This window comes from Marinitoga arctica (genome assembly GCF_054657315.1).
The window spans coordinates 1-16,451 of sequence record NZ_BAAHYY010000013.1 but is presented as its reverse complement, the minus strand read 5'-3'; the positions used below and the strand labels follow the sequence as shown (position 1 = coordinate 16,451).

Genomic DNA, 16,451 nt, shown 5'->3' with positions numbered 1-16,451 from the left:
ATCACCCCTCATCAGATACAAAAGACAATAAATATTTTCCATATTCTGTATTTTTTAATTCTTTCCCAATTTTTTTTAAATCTTCCTGAGTAATCCAACCATTTCTATAAGCTATTTCCTCCAAACATGCTATATATAATCCTTGTCTTTTTTGAATTGCAGCTACGAAATTTGATGCTTCTAACAATCCTTCAGGTGTTCCTGTATCCAACCATGCAAATCCTCTACCAAGAAGTTGAACTTTTAATTTTTTCCTTTTCAGATATTCTTTATTAATATCTGTAATTTCTAATTCACCTCTTTGAGAAGGTGTAATTTTTTTTGCTATATCAATGACGTTATTATCATAAAAATATAATCCAGGAACGACATAATTAGATTTTGGCTTTTTAGGTTTTTCTTCTATGCTTATGACATTAAACTCTTTATCAAATTCTACCACTCCAAAATCAGAAGGATTCTTAACATAATATGCGAATATCATTGCTCCTTCAATTAAATTTTTTGATTTTTTTAAAATACCCGAAAATCCTTGTCCATAAAATAAATTGTCCCCTAAAATCAAGGCTACATTATCATTTCCTATAAAATTTTCTCCTATTAAAAAAGCTTCAGCTATTCCATTGGGATGATTTTGAACTTTATATTCTAAATTTATTCCAAAGTTATTGCCATTTGCTAATAATTTCTTATACAATCCTATAAATTCTTTGTTCGAAATTATCAATATATCTCTTATCCCTGAAAGCATCAATGTTGATAATGGATAATATATCAATGGTTTATCATATATAGGTATCAAATGTTTACTAATAGCTCTAGTTATCGGATATAATCGCAATCCCATCCCTCCGGCTAATATTATTCCTTTCATATTCTCGCCCTTTCTCAGATAAGATTTAAATATCTACATCAAAATTCTTTGCAATTTAATAATAGATTCATTTAAAATTTTTTGATTATATAGACTCATATATCGAATTTATAATATAATCTATTTCTTCTTCAGTAAGATGCAAATGTAAAGGTAATCTTAAAATATTTTCACTAATAATTTCTGTTACTGGAAAATCCCCTTTTTTATATCCCAATTTTTCCCCCATTGGAGATTCGTGTAATGGAATATAGTGAAATATAGCTTGAATACCTTTATTTTTCAAATTATCCATTAATCTATTTCTATCTTTATTAGAATTTAATAAAATATAAAATATATGATAATTAGATGAAGAATACTCTGGAATTCGGGGTAATTTTATTAACCCTTTCTCCTCAAGTGGTTTTAATCTCTCAAAATACATATTAAAAATTTTTTTCCTTTTTTCTAAAATTTCATCCATTCTCTCTAATTGAGCAAGCAAAAAAGCGGCTAATATATCAGAGATTACAAAACTAGATCCTATATCAACCCATGTATATTTATCAATTTCACCCCGAAAAAACTTACTTCTATTTGTTCCTTTTTCTCTAATAATTTCAGCTCTTTCTATTAATGAATCATCATTTAAAACTATAGCTCCGCCTTCTCCACATGTATAATTTTTTGTTTCATGAAAACTATAACATCCTATATCTCCTATAGTTCCTAAATATTTTGATTTATATTTAGCATTAACTGCTTGCGCAGCATCTTCAATTATTTTTAAAGAATATTTTTTAGCAATATTTAATAATTTATCCATATCGCAAGAATACCCTGCATAATGCACAGGCATTATAACCTTTGTTTTAGAATTAATTTTTTCTTCTATTTTATCAATATCAATATTTAGATTATCTGGATTAATATCCACAAATATCGGTTTTGCTCCCCTTAATAAAATTGCATTTGCAGAAGATACAAAAGTAAAAGAAGGCATTATAACTTCATCATTTTCTTTTATATCTAATAATATAGCAGACATATCCAAGGCTGTACTTGCTGATGTTGTAAGCAAAACTTTTTTTGCTTTAAACTTTTTTTCCATTAATTCCTGTACTCTTTTTGTAAAAGAACCATCTCCACTTATTTTTGAACTCATAATTGCTTGATTCATATATTCGAGTTCTTTTGAAGAATAATATATTTTATTAAAGTAGATCATGATAAACACTCCTATTTGAAATATAGATCCCACCATATTTTAAAAGAAACAATGTTCCAGATTTTTGCAGCTAATTTGAAATTATTATTTTCATTACTATAATAATTATCTAATAAATTTTTTACATACTCAAAGTCAAACACACTATTTTTAAGTTCATCTTCACTTAAAATTTCAAATATAAATGGTTTTAATTCTTTTTTCAACCACCAAAATATCGGCAAAACAAAACCTTCTTTTTTTCTATTTATTATTCTATCTGGCAATATCCCTTTTAATGATTTTTTTAATATATCTTTTATATTTCCATCTTTTATTTTCATATTTCCTGGTAATGAGGCTACATATTCCACCAATCTATAATCCAAAAATGGAGATCTTACTTCAACAGAATGTGCCATTGATAGGAAGTCAACAAATGCTAATACTTGATCTGGCAACAAGGTTTTCCATTCTAATTCTAAAACTTTATTTAAAGGATCTAAAGCTTTTAAATTTCTCACATCTTCTTTCAACAAATCAAAAGAATTAAATTTATCATACTCGAATATATCACTATTTAATAATTCTTTTTTCTCCTCATCTTTAAATAATAATATTTCATATTTCCATTTCTCAAGATTGCCTTTAGACTTTAAGTATAATTTTTCTAAAAATTCTAAATTATTTTCGAATGGTTTTAAATTTTTAATATCTTTCTCTGATAACTTATAGCCAGATTTTATTTTGGTATATATTCTTTCAAAATAATATAAAGGTTGAGATAATCTTGGAGCTAAATAGCTCCCAAAAAGTTCATCTGCTCCATCACCAGATAAAGCAACTTTCACATGTTTTGAAATTAATTTAGTTAAAAAATATGTCGAAATAGCTCCAGAAAAAGGGGAATCAAAACTTTTTAAAATCTTTGGAATATCTTCTATTAATTCTTTTGGAGACATAAAATACTCATAATGTTCAGTACCTAAAATTTTCGACATTTCCCTTGCAGCAATAATATCTTGATTTTTATGTTCTAAATAGGTTGTATATCCTAGAGAAAATGTTTTCACTTTAGAATTTGAATACCTGGCCATAATAGAAACTACTGAACTAGAATCCAATCCTCCACTTAAGTAGGCTCCTATAGGAACATCACTAATCATTCGCTTTTTTACCGCATCTTCAAAAAGAGTTTTGATATTATAAGTTATTTCTTCTAAATCATCATTATTTGACATTGAGAAATTTATTTCCCAGTATTTAAAATGTTTTTCTCTTTTCTTTTCAACATCAAATACTAAAATTTCTCCTGGAAAAAGCGAATAAATGTTTTTAAATGGAGTAAAAGGAGCCGGAATATTTTTGAATGTAAAATAATGATTAAGAGCTTCAAAATTAGGTTTTTTTTCATATTGTGGATAATTTAATATTCCTTTTATTTCAGAAGAAAAAACTATTTCTCCATTAATAATAGAATAAAATAATGGTTTTTGCCCCATTCTATCTCTTATCAATAACAATTCTTTTTTTCTCAAATCCCAAATCGCGATAGAAAACATTCCATTAATTTTATTTACAAAATCTTTACCATATTCTTCGTATAAATGTACTATAACTTCTGAATCAGAATGATCTGTATAAAATAAATGTCCCTTTTTTACTAATTCTTTCCTTAATTCATTGAAATTATATATTTCTCCATTCCAAACCATCCATATATTTTTTGTTTCATTATGAATTGGCTGCTTTCCACTTAAAATATCTATTATACTCAATCTTCGAGAGCCGAGATTGATATATTTATCTTGGTAAAATCCTTCTTCATCAGGCCCTCTATGCAATATTTCATTATTCATTTTTTTTAAAATTTCTATATTTCCTTTACCACTAAATCCTACAATTCCACACATATTATCCCTCTATCTTTTTCTTACGATTTTCTTCAGCGATCTCCACCAATTTATAATAATTATAATTCCATGTTCTGTATTTTCTATCAGTACATGTTTTGCATAATGAAATTTCATCCATTCTACCTTTTAAATGTAATTCCCTTATGTTTTCAAACTCTTTACCAAGCCATATCTCTTTTATACTTTTTTCTTTTACGTTTCCAAAATTTGTTTCAAAAGCTATATCATAACCACACATTGCAACATTACCAAAAGTATCTACATTCATTCTTTCAAAGGGCCATGGGCAAGGAGCTGTAGATGGCAAATATGGCGTCGGATCAGCTGACTTCGAAGGATCTCCCATTCCCCACGTTAAAAATTTTCTTAACTGTACATGATCGACCTTCCCTTTCCAAAAATCTAAAATTTCATCTGGATTTATTCCTTGCTGAACAATTGCACTTACTATAATTTTTGTTTTACTTTTTAATTTATTCCTTAGATTTACCATTCTTTCAACATTCTCTACTAATGTTTCCCAATTTAACCCTATCCTAATTTTCTCATAATCCTCTTTTTTCGCTGCATCAACGCTAAATTCAATCATATCAATATTTGCTTCTAATAATCTTCTTGAATTTTGTTCATTAAATAATGAACCATTTGTTATTAATCCTATTTTTGCTCCTACTTCTTTTGCATATTCAATTAATTCTACCATTTTAGGATGCAGCATTGGCTCCCCACCACCAGTTAATCTTATATATGCCCCATATTGTCCGCATTCATCTGCAATCTTTTTAAATAATTCTTCTTTTATATATAATTCTTTTTTATAATTATCTCTTATTGTTGATATTGTATATGGACAAGAAGGACATTTAGCATTACATACATATGTAACACTTAAAACAACCATCAATGGAAAATTCTTTGCTTCTTCCTTTATTTTATATTCTTTAGGTACATGCGTTAAAAAATCCGTATAAATTTTATATGTTTTTTTCATATTATTTCACCTCCGGATCAATATAAGATGCATAACTTGATTGCCAATCCTTGCAGTTTTTACACAAATCAGGCAATTCTGACCATCTTCTTTCTAAATGTTTTAACCTAAATTCTTTTAGTGTTGTATTCCAAATCTCTTTTATGCTATTTAACCTAATATCTCCAAATATAACCTCACAATTTAAATCTACAGCACACATACAAACTTTACCCTGATCAGAAATATTCATAGTATTCATAGCCCAATTACATGGCAATCTAAATTCATAATCTTTTAAATTTTTTGCTTCAACCTTTCCTGCCCAACTTACTTTAGGCCTTACTTTTACTGGAATATCATGTTTATTCCAAAATTTTATAAAGTTCTCTAGCTCTTTTTCATTTTCTGACATTTCAACAAATTGTACAAATATTTTTTGATTTTTTGTTCCTATTTTATCTAATAATTCTTTATATTTTAAAACTCCTTTTACAACATTATTTAAATTACCATTTACTCTAATTTTCTTATAAGTATCTTCATCAAAAGCATCTATCCCTACATACAATACATCTAATCCAGCTCTAATTAATCGTTCTGACCATCGTTCGTTTAATAAATTTCCATTTGAATTTAAAACAACATCTTTTAATCCTTTTCTTTTTGCATAACTTACTCTTTCATCTAAATCTCTTAACATTAATCCTTCTCCAAAAAAAGTCATCCATACTCTTGTCGAAGAATTTTCTATTGCTATTTCATCTATAATTTTTTTATATAAATCCCAAGACATTATTCCAGGTTTTCTCTTCATATTCTTATGAGGACACATAAAACATTTTAAATTACAATAAGAAATAGTATCTATTAGTACAACTTCTGGAAAAATATTTTTTTCTTCATCTTTTATTCTCTGGAGTAATATTTTCTTTAATTTTTCTTTATCATAATAAACATCAAAATTTTTTTGCATTTTTCCCCTCCGTTCAAATTTTATTTTGAAAAATATATTTTGAGGATTTCTCCCCACAATTAAATATTACGTCTAAAACAGTTACATTATGAATAAACCCATCATATAATTGAAGATATTCTGGATAATCATAATTCATAAAATATATCTGAATATTGTTTTGCTCAAATTTTTTAATATTCATATAGTTTTTTGCCGAAGGTCCAGAAACATATATTTTTGCATTAAAATATTTAATAATATCTATTATCCTCTGATTCCTATCTTGAGTTAATATATTTAATTCTGAAGATTTAACAAACTTTGTGTTTATTTTTAGAATTTCTGCAATTTTTTTTGTAGTATATATATTTAAATCATTTAATTTTGTCCATTTTTTTTCCATATAAAAATTTTTTATTAAAAATTCATATTCTTTAAAATATTTTGCTTTTGAGTAATTAGCTAAAAATGAGTAATAATGTTTTTTTTGCCAATTAATTTTATCTGAAACTTCTACTTCATATATTTTTTGTTTTATGCTATTAGACTTTACCGGGACAGTAATCCATTGAGCACCATTTTTGGTTTTTATTTTATTTCTATTACGCCAATCATGTTTTGTATATTGAACATCATCTAAAAAAACAAATACATCAACAAGATTAATCATATCAAAAACACCTTTCCAGGGTAAATAATTTGGTTGTAATATCGCTATTTTCATGATTTATTTCCCGCCTTCTTTAATAATTTAATAACAAAATTTTCAAATTCTCCAACAAATGATTTATATTCCAAATCTTTATTTTTTATTTTTCTCTTGGATTGAACAAAATTTTTAAAATTTTCATCAATAATAATTTTTTTTGCAAATTGATATAATTCCTCATAATCTCCTAATTTAGGAAAAATTTTAAGCGCATCTTTATAAAACATTAATGGTAATGAATTTACTCTATTTTCTATTGATTTTTTTGTATAATCATAATCCTTAACAAAAGTTATTATTGGTAAATTAGCATAATAAGCTTCATTAAATGAAATTCCGCTTCCATTAGGAGCAGAATTTATGTAATAATCACAACTTTTTAAATAAGCACGCGCATTTAAATCTGCGCCTAATAACATTATTTTTTTATTATATATATATTTTTGTGGAATATATTCTTTGAAAATACCTTCATAATTAGGACCAAAATATACAAAGGTAATATTTTCAATATCGTCCGATAACTTTTTCACTACATTCCAATAGTGTTTGTTATAATATTTTACAGCTCTTCCAATAGAAATAATAACTTTGTTATTCTCAAATATTTTATAATCTTTTTTTATGTCTTTATTTTTATTTATTAATTCCGAATTTACAGGTGGTAATTTAAAAAATATATTTTTCGTAAAAATATTTTTATCTTTTAATCCTGTATACACAAAATCTACCTTATTATCAAAATAGGGTTCTATATCTTGGGTAATATGTCTTCCTATTATCTTAGAAACTTTTTTTAATAATGGATATACTAATATGCCATATGGTGCTAAATAAAATGATTGATAAAAAGATATATCAGGGTTAACTTTCGCTATATACTTATAGTATTGAATTATTCTATCTTCCATATTTTCCGATGGGCTAGGAATAAAAAAATCTATATTATTTTTAGCTAAAATTTTTTTAGCATATTCTGCATTATTGAAACTATTTTCATCTAACAAACTTAAAATATGATATTCTATATTTTCATTATGACTATTGATTATACTTTCAAAAACAAATCTAAACAATATTTGAAAATAATCTAATCCATTTAAAATATATAAGAAATGAATTTTCTCATCTTTTTCCTTTTTTGACAAAAAGTATTTATTATAATATTTATTTAAATATTTTTCTCCTTCTTTTTCAAGATATATAAAAGGTTTATCTGATAAATATTCGAATCTTTCATAACTTTCAAATTTATAATATAAATTTCTTAGAAAATAATCTATTTTTTTCTTTAATTCAAGCCTTCCATTTATTAATAAATATTCTGTAAATTCCATAAAATTCTTTATTTCTTTCCTATCTAAATAATAATTAAAAATATACTCATTATTCTTAAAATTTTCCGGATTTTTATAAGATAATTCTAACATTTTATTTATATCATTTTTTTTATTACTTAGAGTATGTATTATTTTTTTTATGTTATTCAGCATTTTTTTGAAATAATAATTATTTTCAATAAAATCCCTATATTTTTCAGATTCATACTTGGTTTCTATAACTAAATTAGCAGCTTCATCAACACTATTAAATATTAAATCATTAGGCCATTGATTTTTGCTCCCGTAATAATTATGAATAATAGGCTTTATACCTTTAGCCATTCCTTCAATAACATTGTAAGGATGACCTTCATGAATACTAGTAGATAGAAGATAATTTTTATCTTCCCACCACTCTTCCATATCGTCAACCCAACCATAAAATATAACGTTATTTTCTAAACCCATTTCTTTTATCATATGTTTTAAATAAATTTCATACCTTAAATCTTGAAAGTCCCCAGCAATATGAAGTTTGTATCTTTTATCTTTTTCAACTAATTTTTTTATTATTTGTAGCATCATGGGAGGGTTTTTTTTATGTGATATATGCGCAACCCAAGCGATATTAAAACCTTTTTCTCTTTTTTTAAATTTTATAGTATCTAATTTAATACCATTATGAACTATCTCAATATCCACCATATTTTCAATATTTGGAATATAAGATCTGATTATATCTTTAATATGATCAGCAACAAGAATTAACTTGTCTATATTATTCCAATTAATTTTTGTTGGATAATAGGAAAGAGATTCGTAACTATGCAGTCTTATTATTGCAGGTTTCCCTATTAATTTTTGATAGTAACTCCCTATAATCGCCACTTCATTTGCCCATTCGAACCATACAATATCTGCCCAGTCTATTGCTTGATATATTTCTTCGTTTTTCGTAACTATAAATTTTCTTACCCAATATTCATCTGATAATCCCTCTATAATATCATTTATAAAGTTATCAAGTCCCTTTGCACAAATAAAAGCTAATTTGGGTAGTTTTTTTGCATTTTCTAATTTATTTTTAAATTTTTGAATTTTTTCTTTAAAATAACTTTCCACACCTTGATTAGCATTATTAAATGCTTTTTCTAAAAAGGATATAGACTTATCAAAATGTCCTTCAAATAAAAATAAATCTGCTAACATATCGTTTATAGCCCAATCATTTGGATCATTTTTATAATAAGTTAAAGCAGTTTCTTTCAATTTATTCCAATTTTTTGTTTTATAGTATATACTGGATAGATTAAATAAAGCATCTAAATTGTTTGGATTTATTTTCAATAATTCTTTCAATATACCTATGGCTTTATTTTTTTGATTTAAATTATAATAAGCAATTGCTGCAAACAAATAATCAGATTCACTTTTTTCTTTTTTATTATTAAAAAATTCTATAACTTTATTAAAATTACCATCATTAATCATTTTTTCTAAATTCATTTTTTAACCTCCAAAAAATCTTATTCAATTAATATTTCGTCTTAAAGGATGCTTTTCCTTAACTAATTGATTAGTAAAGCTAATTAATTAGTTATATATATTAATTATAAAATTAAATACAATTATATGATTAGCTTTACTAATTATATAATTGTATGATATAATAGTATTATACTAACAACTCGGGGGTGAAATAGTGTTAAGTAAAGATTTAATAAATGAAATAATAACCACTGTATTAAAATATGGTGGAGATTTTGCAGAAGTGTTTGTTGAAAAAAGATATACAAATACTTTTGAAATGAAAAATGGAGATCTTGAAAATGCTTCATCAGGAAATACTTTTGGTATTGGAATAAGAGGTTTTTTTAATACTCAAGCAGTATATGCATATACAAATGATTTAAGTAGAGAAAGTATATTAAATGTTGCAAAAAGAGTTGGTGAAGCTCTTGGAGAGATTAAAATAAGAGATTTAACTTTGAACCTTACAGAAAGATCATATGAAAATAAGCACGTTATTTTATTATATCCTGAAGATATATCAAAAAAGAAAAAGGTTGATGTAATGAGAAGAGCATATAATTCTGCAAAACACTATTCCGATTTAATAAAACAAGTAGTTGTTAGATACTGGGAATATAATCAAAATATCTTAGTCGCAAATTCTGAAGGTGTTTTTGCAGAAGATAATAGAGTTAGAACAAGATTAATGATTTCTGCTGTTGCAGAAGAAAACGGAATAATGGAAACAGGATTTTACGGTCCAGGAGCTGGCATGGGATTTGAATTTTTTGACAGAATAGATGTAGAAGAAGCTGGTAAAGTTGCTGCACGAACCGCAGTGAAAATGGTAAAAGCTGAGCCTGCACCTGCGGGGAAATTACCAGTAGTTATTGCAAATGAATTTGGTGGTGTTATTTTCCATGAAGCCGTAGGGCATGCTCTTGAAGCAACATCTGTTGCAAAAGGTGCTTCTGTTTTCGCTGGCAAATTAGGACAAAAAGTTGCAGCAGAATGCGTTTCTGCTGTTGATGACGGTACAATTCCTAACGCTTGGGGTTCAACTAATATAGATGATGAAGGAACTCCAACAAGAAGGAACTTACTAATAGAAAAAGGTATTTTAAAAGGCTATATGATAGATAAATTAGGTGGAAGAAGAATGAATATGGAACCTACAGGAAGTGCAAGAAGACAAAATTATACATTTGCACCAACTTCAAGAATGACAAATACTTTTATTTTGCCAGGAGATAATTATCCTGAAGAAATTATTGCTAATACAGAATACGGACTATATGCAAAAAGAATGGGCGGAGGTTCTGTGAACCCATCAACTGGTGAATTTAATTTTGCTGTAAATGAAGGATATTTAATAGAAAATGGGAAAATCACAAAACCAGTTAGAGGTGCCACGTTAATAGGAAAAGGATATGAAATAATTCAAAAAATAGATATGGTAGGAAATGATGTTGCTAGAGGACAAGGAATGTGTGGATCAATTTCTGGTAGCATTCCTGCAGATGTGGGACAACCAACTATAAGGGTTTCTGAAATAATTGTTGGGGGGCGAAACAAATGACATATAATAAATTTAAAGATAAAATATTTAAATTAGCTAAAGAGAAAGGTTTTGAAGCTCAAATTTCTTATTCTAAAAATTATGAATTTTCAATAAGATTAGCAAATGGAAATATGGATGAATACAAAGATGCTAATAGTAGTTCAATTTCTTTAAAAGTGTTAAAAGATGGAAAAATAGGAGCTGCTTCAACAACTATTTTTGACAATCCAGAGAGATTACTCGAAGAAGCTATAACAAATTATGAAATTATTGACTCTAATGAAGAAAATATGTTTCATGACGGTTCTGGTGAATATTTAGATATAAAATCGTATTATGGAAAATTTGAAAAATTAAGTGTTAAAGAAAAAATGGAAAAATTAAATAAAATGTTTGAAATAGCATCTAAAGATGAAAAAATAATGATGGTACCTATGACAGTATATGCACATCAAACAACAGAAATAGCAATGGCAAATACTTTGGGATTGGATAAAATATATAAAGGTGATGGGGGATATGCATATTTATCTGTTGTTGCTAAAGATGTATCTCCTAGATCAGGTTTTTGGTATGGTATTGCACCATTGCCAGAAAAATTAAATGTTGAAGATATTGCAAATAAAGCTTTAGAAGAAGCTAAGTTAAAAATAGGAGCAAAGTCAGTAAAGAGCGGTAAATATAGAATTATCTTTAGAAATGATGTTTTTGCATCATTATTAGCTACAATGTTAATACCTATGATTTCAGCAGAAAATGCGCAAAAGAATATGTCTCCTTTAAAAAATAAATTAAATGAAAAAATAGGTAGTGAAATCTTAACCATAAAGGATATTCCATATTATGAAGGATCTTTATCTAATGCACCTTTTGATTCAGAAGGTGTTCCAACTACAGAAAAAGATATTATCAAAAAAGGTGAATTTAAAACATTTTTATATAATTTAAAAACGGCAAAAAAAGAAAATAAAAAATCAACAGGTAATGCTGGGGGAAGAGGAATATCTCCAATAAATTTATTAGTCGAACCAGGTGAAAAAAGTTTTGATGAATTAATTAAGGAATTAAATAATGGAATTATTATAACTTCGTTAGAAGGATTACATTCTGGTGCAAATCCAATTTCTGGAGAATTTTCGCTAGGAGCACAAGGACTAAAGGTAGAAAATGGAGAAATTGTTGGAGGAGTTGAGCAAATCACTGTATCAGGTAATTTCCTTGAAATATTAAAGAAAGTGGAAAAAATAGGAAATGATATGTGGATCTCATTTAGTGATACTATAGTTCCATCTGTAATTATATCTGAAACAGATATTGCTGGTAATGAATAGGAGAGATTTTTATGGCATTAGATATTAGCAGTCTTGAAAAAGCTATAAATTCTCTGGATATGCTTATACAAAAAACAAATGATAATGAATTTATGGAATCTCTTGATTTAACATTTAGATATGGAATTAAAACCGGAGTTATACAGAACTTTGAATTTACATATGAATTATGTTGGAAATTTATGAAAAGATGGCTTGAAGAAAATATAGGGAAAATTTATGTAGATGGCATACCAAGAAAAGAGCTTTTTAGATTAAGCTATGAAAATAAACTTATAGATAATGTTCAAAAATGGTTTAAATACCATAAATATAGGAATTTAACGTCTCACACATATAATATGGAAATTGCAGAAGAAGTTTTTGAAGTATCAAAAGAATTCATAAACGATGCTAAATTTTTATTAGAGAGGCTTAAAGAAAAAAATGACTTTTGATATTAAAGAGGAATATTTTAATTTAATTATAGAAATTTTAAGAAAATATATGTGTAATTGCACAATAATAATTTTTGGTTCCAGAATTACTGGTAATTCAAATGAATCTTCTGATCTTGATATTGCTATTGATTGTGGAAAAAAGATAAATTTAACAACTTTGTTTGAAATTGAAGAAGATTTTCAGGATTCGGATTTACCTTTTAGAGTTGATATTATTGATTGGCAAAGAACTTCCGAAAGTTTCAAAAATATTATATTAAATAATTACATCAAAATAAAAATATAGCGGCCTCAGGTCGCTATATTTTTTATAGGATTTACATTTTCACAAATTGCCTAATGTGTTGCAAGTTTGCACATATAAGCAATTTTGTTTATTTACAAAAATAAACAAATGGTTTATACTTAATCATGTCAGAAAAATTTGAAGGAGGTTATCAAAAGTGAGTGTATATCAAAGAGAATATAATCCAAAAAAACCAAAAGGAATTGAAAACAAAAAAGCATATCTTGTAGGATCAGGAATAGCATCTTTAGCAGCAGCATTTTATTTAATAAGAGACGGTCATATGGATGGAAAAAATATTACAATTTTCGAAAGAAAAGATATAAATGGCGGAGCATTAGATGGTATAGGAGATCCCGAAAACGGTTATATCATTCGTGGTGGTAGAGAAATGGAAGAGCATTATGAATGTACATGGGACATGTTCGCAGATATTCCATCTCTTGAAGATCCAAACAAAACAGTGTTAGATGAAATGAAAGAAATAAATGATTGGGATCCTAATGTTTCAGCACAAAGAGTAATTAAAAGTGGTGGTGAAAGAGTTCCAGTTCCAACATTAGGTTTAGAGGAAAAACATATAAAACAACTAACAAAATTATTTTTAATGAAAGAAGAAGATTTAGGTGCTATGACAGTTGAAGAATTTTTTGATCCATCATTTTTAGAAACAGATATGTGGTTATTATGGAGAAGTATGTTTGCATTTCAAAATTGGCATAGTGTAGTAGAAATGAAAAGATATATGGAAAGATTTATTCATTTATTACCGGGTATGACAGAATTAAGAGATATTTTATTTTCAAAATATAATCAATATGATTCTTTTGTAATTCCTTTAATAAGATGGTTAGAAGAACATGGTGTTAATTTTGTGAACAACACACAAGTTATAGATCTTGATATAGATATAACGGAAAATGAAAAGGTTGTAACAGGTATTCATTTAATTCAAAATGGAGAGAAAAAATATATAAAAACAACAAGAGATGATTTAGTATTTGTAATAAATGGATCAATGACAGAAAATTCAACATTGGGTAGTATGGATAAAGCTCCTGAATTGAATACTGAATTAGGACCAGTATGGAGTTTATGGAAAAATATTGCAGCAAAAGACCCAGCATTTGGAAGACCAGAAGTATTCTATGAAAATATCGATAAAACAAAATGGGAATCATTTACAATGACATTTAAAGATTCAAAAATGGCAGATGTTCTTAGAGACCTAACAGGAAGAGACCCATATTCTGGAAGAGTTGTAACTGGAGGTATTGTAACAATTAAAGATTCAAATTGGCTAATGAGTGTTACATGCAGTAGGCAACCACATTTTGCAAATCAGCCAGATAATGTATTGGTATTATGGGCATATGGTTTATTCCCAGATAATGAAGGTAATTATATAAAGAAAAAGATGAGTGAATGTACAGGTGAAGAATTATTAAGAGAATTATTATATCATCTTGGTGTAGAAGGAGAATTAATGGAAGAGATAGTAGATAGTGCTATTGTTATACCTGCAATGATGCCTCATATAACAAGTCAATTTATGCCACGTGTAAAAGGAGATAGACCGGAAGTTGTACCAAAAGGAAGCGTTAACTTAGCATTTTTAGGACAATTTGTAGAGATAGAAAATGATTGTGTATTCACAGTGGAATATTCTGTGCGTTCTGCAATTATAGCAGTTTATAAATTATTGAATCTTGATAAAAAAGTTCCTGAAATTTATCCAAGTAAATATGATATAAGGCATGTTATAAATGCAACTAAAACATTATATAGTGGAAAACCTTTGCCTGCAGAATTTTTTGTAAAAAAGCTTTTAAAAGATACATCTCTTGAAGGTTTAATGTAATATAGATGAGGCTAACAAGCCTCATCTTTTAGATTATAAATTATTTTTGGTAGTATGTATTATAATCTGTAAAAAATTTTCCAGATACTAAAAAACAGGCCCTTTTTAAAAGACCTTATTATACATAAGGAAAGAAGTGATATAGCTATTACACTCTTATATATAGAAATAATAAAATAACTTATTAAGTTAGAAATATTACATATAATGATAAATTTTTTGCAATTCCAAACATTATAAATTCAAAAAATATTACAGTAATAATTAATATAATTTCTATATGATTATTATTAATCCTTTTGTATTCAAAGCGGGTATAAAAATTGGACAGACTCTCAAAAAATTGAAGAATTTAACCAAATATATTTTTGTTATTATCAATCATATCAAATAATTTTATTACAAGACAAAATATAGAAAATTATTTAATATCTTCTGTATTATTGATTTTTTCTTATATTCTCTATATCATAGTAAAAAATAAACAAAATAAAATTATTGATTTTTTATATGCTTTCACTTTTTTTGGTATCACATATTTTCTTATTTGGAAGCATTTTATAATAGTTTTTATTTTTATTACTGAAACAATAAGATTATTTATCAGATACAAAAATATTCATAATAAAAACATCTCCAGATGATTTCCAGAGATGTTTTTATTAGTTTTTATCTAATTTTATATTTTTGACGGATTTTCAAAATTGGTTTTTATAAACAATTGAATGTATTTAAAAATTTTTAAATCAGCCATCACATTAAAATATATACTTGCAATATTAAAACTATTTTGTATTATTTTTTGCTTTTTTCGAATTTTTTTAATGCTCTTTTTATATCGCCTTCTATAATTTTATTAAGTTTATCTGTTAAGATTTTAGGATCTTCATTCATTTTATTTTTTATCCAATCTATTATCATACCAGTAAGAGCTATTTCATAAAATTTCACAACATAATTTTTATCCTCAATTGAAACATTTATTCCTTTTGATAATTCTTCAACAACATCATAAATAAATTTTGCAACAGTATCATATAAATGTAATTCCAAACGATCTCTATCTATTGAATGATATGCGTTTAAAATAATTTTTTTATTATCTTTTAAATAATATAGTAGATTTAAAAATCCTTTTTGCCAATTTTTATATGTTTTATTTTCTCCAACAGCTTCTAACATATCTGTAATAAAAATCCATTCTAATAAATCATATATATCATGAAAATAATAATATAATGTACGTCTGTTTAAACCACAATTATTTACAATATCATTAACAGTGATTTTTGCTAAAGGTTTATTTTTCATTAAATCTTTTAATGAATTTGCTAGTGCTTTTTTTGTTATTTCAGACATAAAATTCAACTCCGTATTAGCATTTATTTTTTAAATGTAGCTTCCACATAGTATTGTTTTTATATCTACTCTAAATTATTATTATATATTATATTATAACACGGATATGAGGTTGATACTATCGGCAAAATTATACTGTTTTATTACTTCACCATAGATGGAC

13 protein-coding genes are annotated in these 16,451 nt (G+C 26.3%); 5 read left to right on the top strand and 8 right to left on the bottom strand.

All coding sequences use genetic code 11. The features are described 5' to 3' along the window. Position 1: 1 nt before the first annotated feature. The 7 genes from rfbA to ACYQ44_RS04990 all read right to left on the bottom strand — a co-directional run bounded on the left by rfbA (position 2) and on the right by ACYQ44_RS04990 (position 9,444). The gene (gene rfbA / locus ACYQ44_RS05020; RefSeq protein ID WP_459995679.1) at positions 2-874 is read right to left on the bottom strand and encodes a glucose-1-phosphate thymidylyltransferase RfbA; all 873 of its coding nucleotides are present in this window, start codon (positions 872-874) and stop codon (positions 2-4) included. Positions 875-959: 85 nt separating this feature from the next. Continuing rightward, positions 960-2,084, bottom strand: a complete 1,125-nt coding sequence (rffA, locus tag ACYQ44_RS05015) for a dTDP-4-amino-4,6-dideoxygalactose transaminase (protein WP_459995678.1) — start codon at positions 2,082-2,084, stop codon at positions 960-962. Between the two features lie 11 nt (positions 2,085-2,095). Further along, positions 2,096-3,976 (bottom strand): asparagine synthase (glutamine-hydrolyzing), encoded by a 1,881-nt coding sequence (gene asnB, locus ACYQ44_RS05010; RefSeq protein ID WP_459995677.1) that lies wholly within the window; start codon positions 3,974-3,976, stop codon positions 2,096-2,098. Between the two features lies 1 nt (position 3,977). Continuing rightward, the gene (locus ACYQ44_RS05005) at positions 3,978-4,970 is read right to left on the bottom strand and encodes a radical SAM/SPASM domain-containing protein (RefSeq protein WP_459995675.1); all 993 of its coding nucleotides are present in this window, start codon (positions 4,968-4,970) and stop codon (positions 3,978-3,980) included. A 1-nt stretch (position 4,971) separates the two neighbouring features. Continuing rightward, the gene (locus tag ACYQ44_RS05000; protein WP_459995673.1) at positions 4,972-5,925 is read right to left on the bottom strand and encodes a radical SAM/SPASM domain-containing protein; all 954 of its coding nucleotides are present in this window, start codon (positions 5,923-5,925) and stop codon (positions 4,972-4,974) included. A gap of 13 nt (positions 5,926-5,938) precedes the next feature. Further along, complete coding sequence (locus ACYQ44_RS04995; RefSeq protein ID WP_459995671.1) at positions 5,939-6,631, bottom strand: WbqC family protein; 693 nt, start codon at positions 6,629-6,631, stop codon at positions 5,939-5,941. Beyond that, positions 6,628-9,444: a glycosyltransferase gene (locus ACYQ44_RS04990; RefSeq protein WP_459995669.1), complete on the bottom strand. Its 2,817-nt coding sequence runs from the start codon at positions 9,442-9,444 to the stop codon at positions 6,628-6,630. The genes ACYQ44_RS04995 and ACYQ44_RS04990 overlap by 4 nt, the downstream gene beginning before the upstream one ends. Before the next feature lie 196 nt (positions 9,445-9,640). Between ACYQ44_RS04990 and ACYQ44_RS04985 the strand changes: the two genes are divergently transcribed. From ACYQ44_RS04985 to ACYQ44_RS04965, 5 genes are all read left to right on the top strand, one after another. Next, positions 9,641-11,029 (top strand): TldD/PmbA family protein, encoded by a 1,389-nt coding sequence (locus ACYQ44_RS04985; protein WP_459995668.1) that lies wholly within the window; start codon positions 9,641-9,643, stop codon positions 11,027-11,029. Next, the gene (locus ACYQ44_RS04980) at positions 11,026-12,342 is read left to right on the top strand and encodes a TldD/PmbA family protein (protein ID WP_459995666.1); all 1,317 of its coding nucleotides are present in this window, start codon (positions 11,026-11,028) and stop codon (positions 12,340-12,342) included. The genes ACYQ44_RS04985 and ACYQ44_RS04980 overlap by 4 nt, the downstream gene beginning before the upstream one ends. 11 nt (positions 12,343-12,353) lie before the next feature. Next, positions 12,354-12,779 carry a nucleotidyltransferase substrate binding protein gene (locus ACYQ44_RS04975; protein ID WP_459995665.1) on the top strand — a complete coding sequence of 142 codons (426 nt, stop codon included), beginning with the start codon at positions 12,354-12,356 and terminating at the stop codon, positions 12,777-12,779. Continuing rightward, complete coding sequence (locus tag ACYQ44_RS04970) at positions 12,769-13,068, top strand: nucleotidyltransferase family protein (RefSeq protein WP_459995664.1); 300 nt, start codon at positions 12,769-12,771, stop codon at positions 13,066-13,068. Before ACYQ44_RS04975 ends, ACYQ44_RS04970 begins: the two co-directional genes overlap by 11 nt. A 157-nt stretch (positions 13,069-13,225) precedes the next feature. Beyond that, the gene (locus tag ACYQ44_RS04965; protein WP_459995663.1) at positions 13,226-14,929 is read left to right on the top strand and encodes an oleate hydratase; all 1,704 of its coding nucleotides are present in this window, start codon (positions 13,226-13,228) and stop codon (positions 14,927-14,929) included. Positions 14,930-15,724: 795 nt separating this feature from the next. On the opposite strand, the gene ACYQ44_RS04960 is transcribed toward ACYQ44_RS04965, so the two are convergent. Then, the gene (locus tag ACYQ44_RS04960; RefSeq protein ID WP_459995662.1) at positions 15,725-16,288 is read right to left on the bottom strand and encodes a TetR/AcrR family transcriptional regulator C-terminal domain-containing protein; all 564 of its coding nucleotides are present in this window, start codon (positions 16,286-16,288) and stop codon (positions 15,725-15,727) included. Positions 16,289-16,451: the final 163 nt, after the last annotated feature.

Excerpts from the sequence above, each read along its gene's own strand:
- rfbA (WP_459995679.1), bottom strand. The coding sequence starts at position 874 with ATGAAAGGAATAATATTAGCCGGAGGGATGGGATTGCGATTATATCCG.
- rffA (WP_459995678.1), bottom strand. The coding sequence starts at position 2,084 with ATGATCTACTTTAATAAAATATATTATTCTTCAAAAGAACTCGAATAT.
- asnB (WP_459995677.1), bottom strand. The coding sequence starts at position 3,976 with ATGTGTGGAATTGTAGGATTTAGTGGTAAAGGAAATATAGAAATTTTA.
- ACYQ44_RS05005 (WP_459995675.1), bottom strand. The coding sequence starts at position 4,970 with ATGAAAAAAACATATAAAATTTATACGGATTTTTTAACGCATGTACCT.
- ACYQ44_RS05000 (WP_459995673.1), bottom strand. The coding sequence starts at position 5,925 with ATGCAAAAAAATTTTGATGTTTATTATGATAAAGAAAAATTAAAGAAA.
- ACYQ44_RS04995 (WP_459995671.1), bottom strand. The coding sequence starts at position 6,631 with ATGAAAATAGCGATATTACAACCAAATTATTTACCCTGGAAAGGTGTT.
- ACYQ44_RS04990 (WP_459995669.1), bottom strand. The coding sequence starts at position 9,444 with ATGAATTTAGAAAAAATGATTAATGATGGTAATTTTAATAAAGTTATA.
- ACYQ44_RS04980 (WP_459995666.1), top strand. The coding sequence starts at position 11,026 with ATGACATATAATAAATTTAAAGATAAAATATTTAAATTAGCTAAAGAG.
- ACYQ44_RS04975 (WP_459995665.1), top strand. The coding sequence starts at position 12,354 with ATGGCATTAGATATTAGCAGTCTTGAAAAAGCTATAAATTCTCTGGAT.
- ACYQ44_RS04970 (WP_459995664.1), top strand. The coding sequence starts at position 12,769 with ATGACTTTTGATATTAAAGAGGAATATTTTAATTTAATTATAGAAATT.
- ACYQ44_RS04960 (WP_459995662.1), bottom strand. The coding sequence starts at position 16,288 with ATGTCTGAAATAACAAAAAAAGCACTAGCAAATTCATTAAAAGATTTA.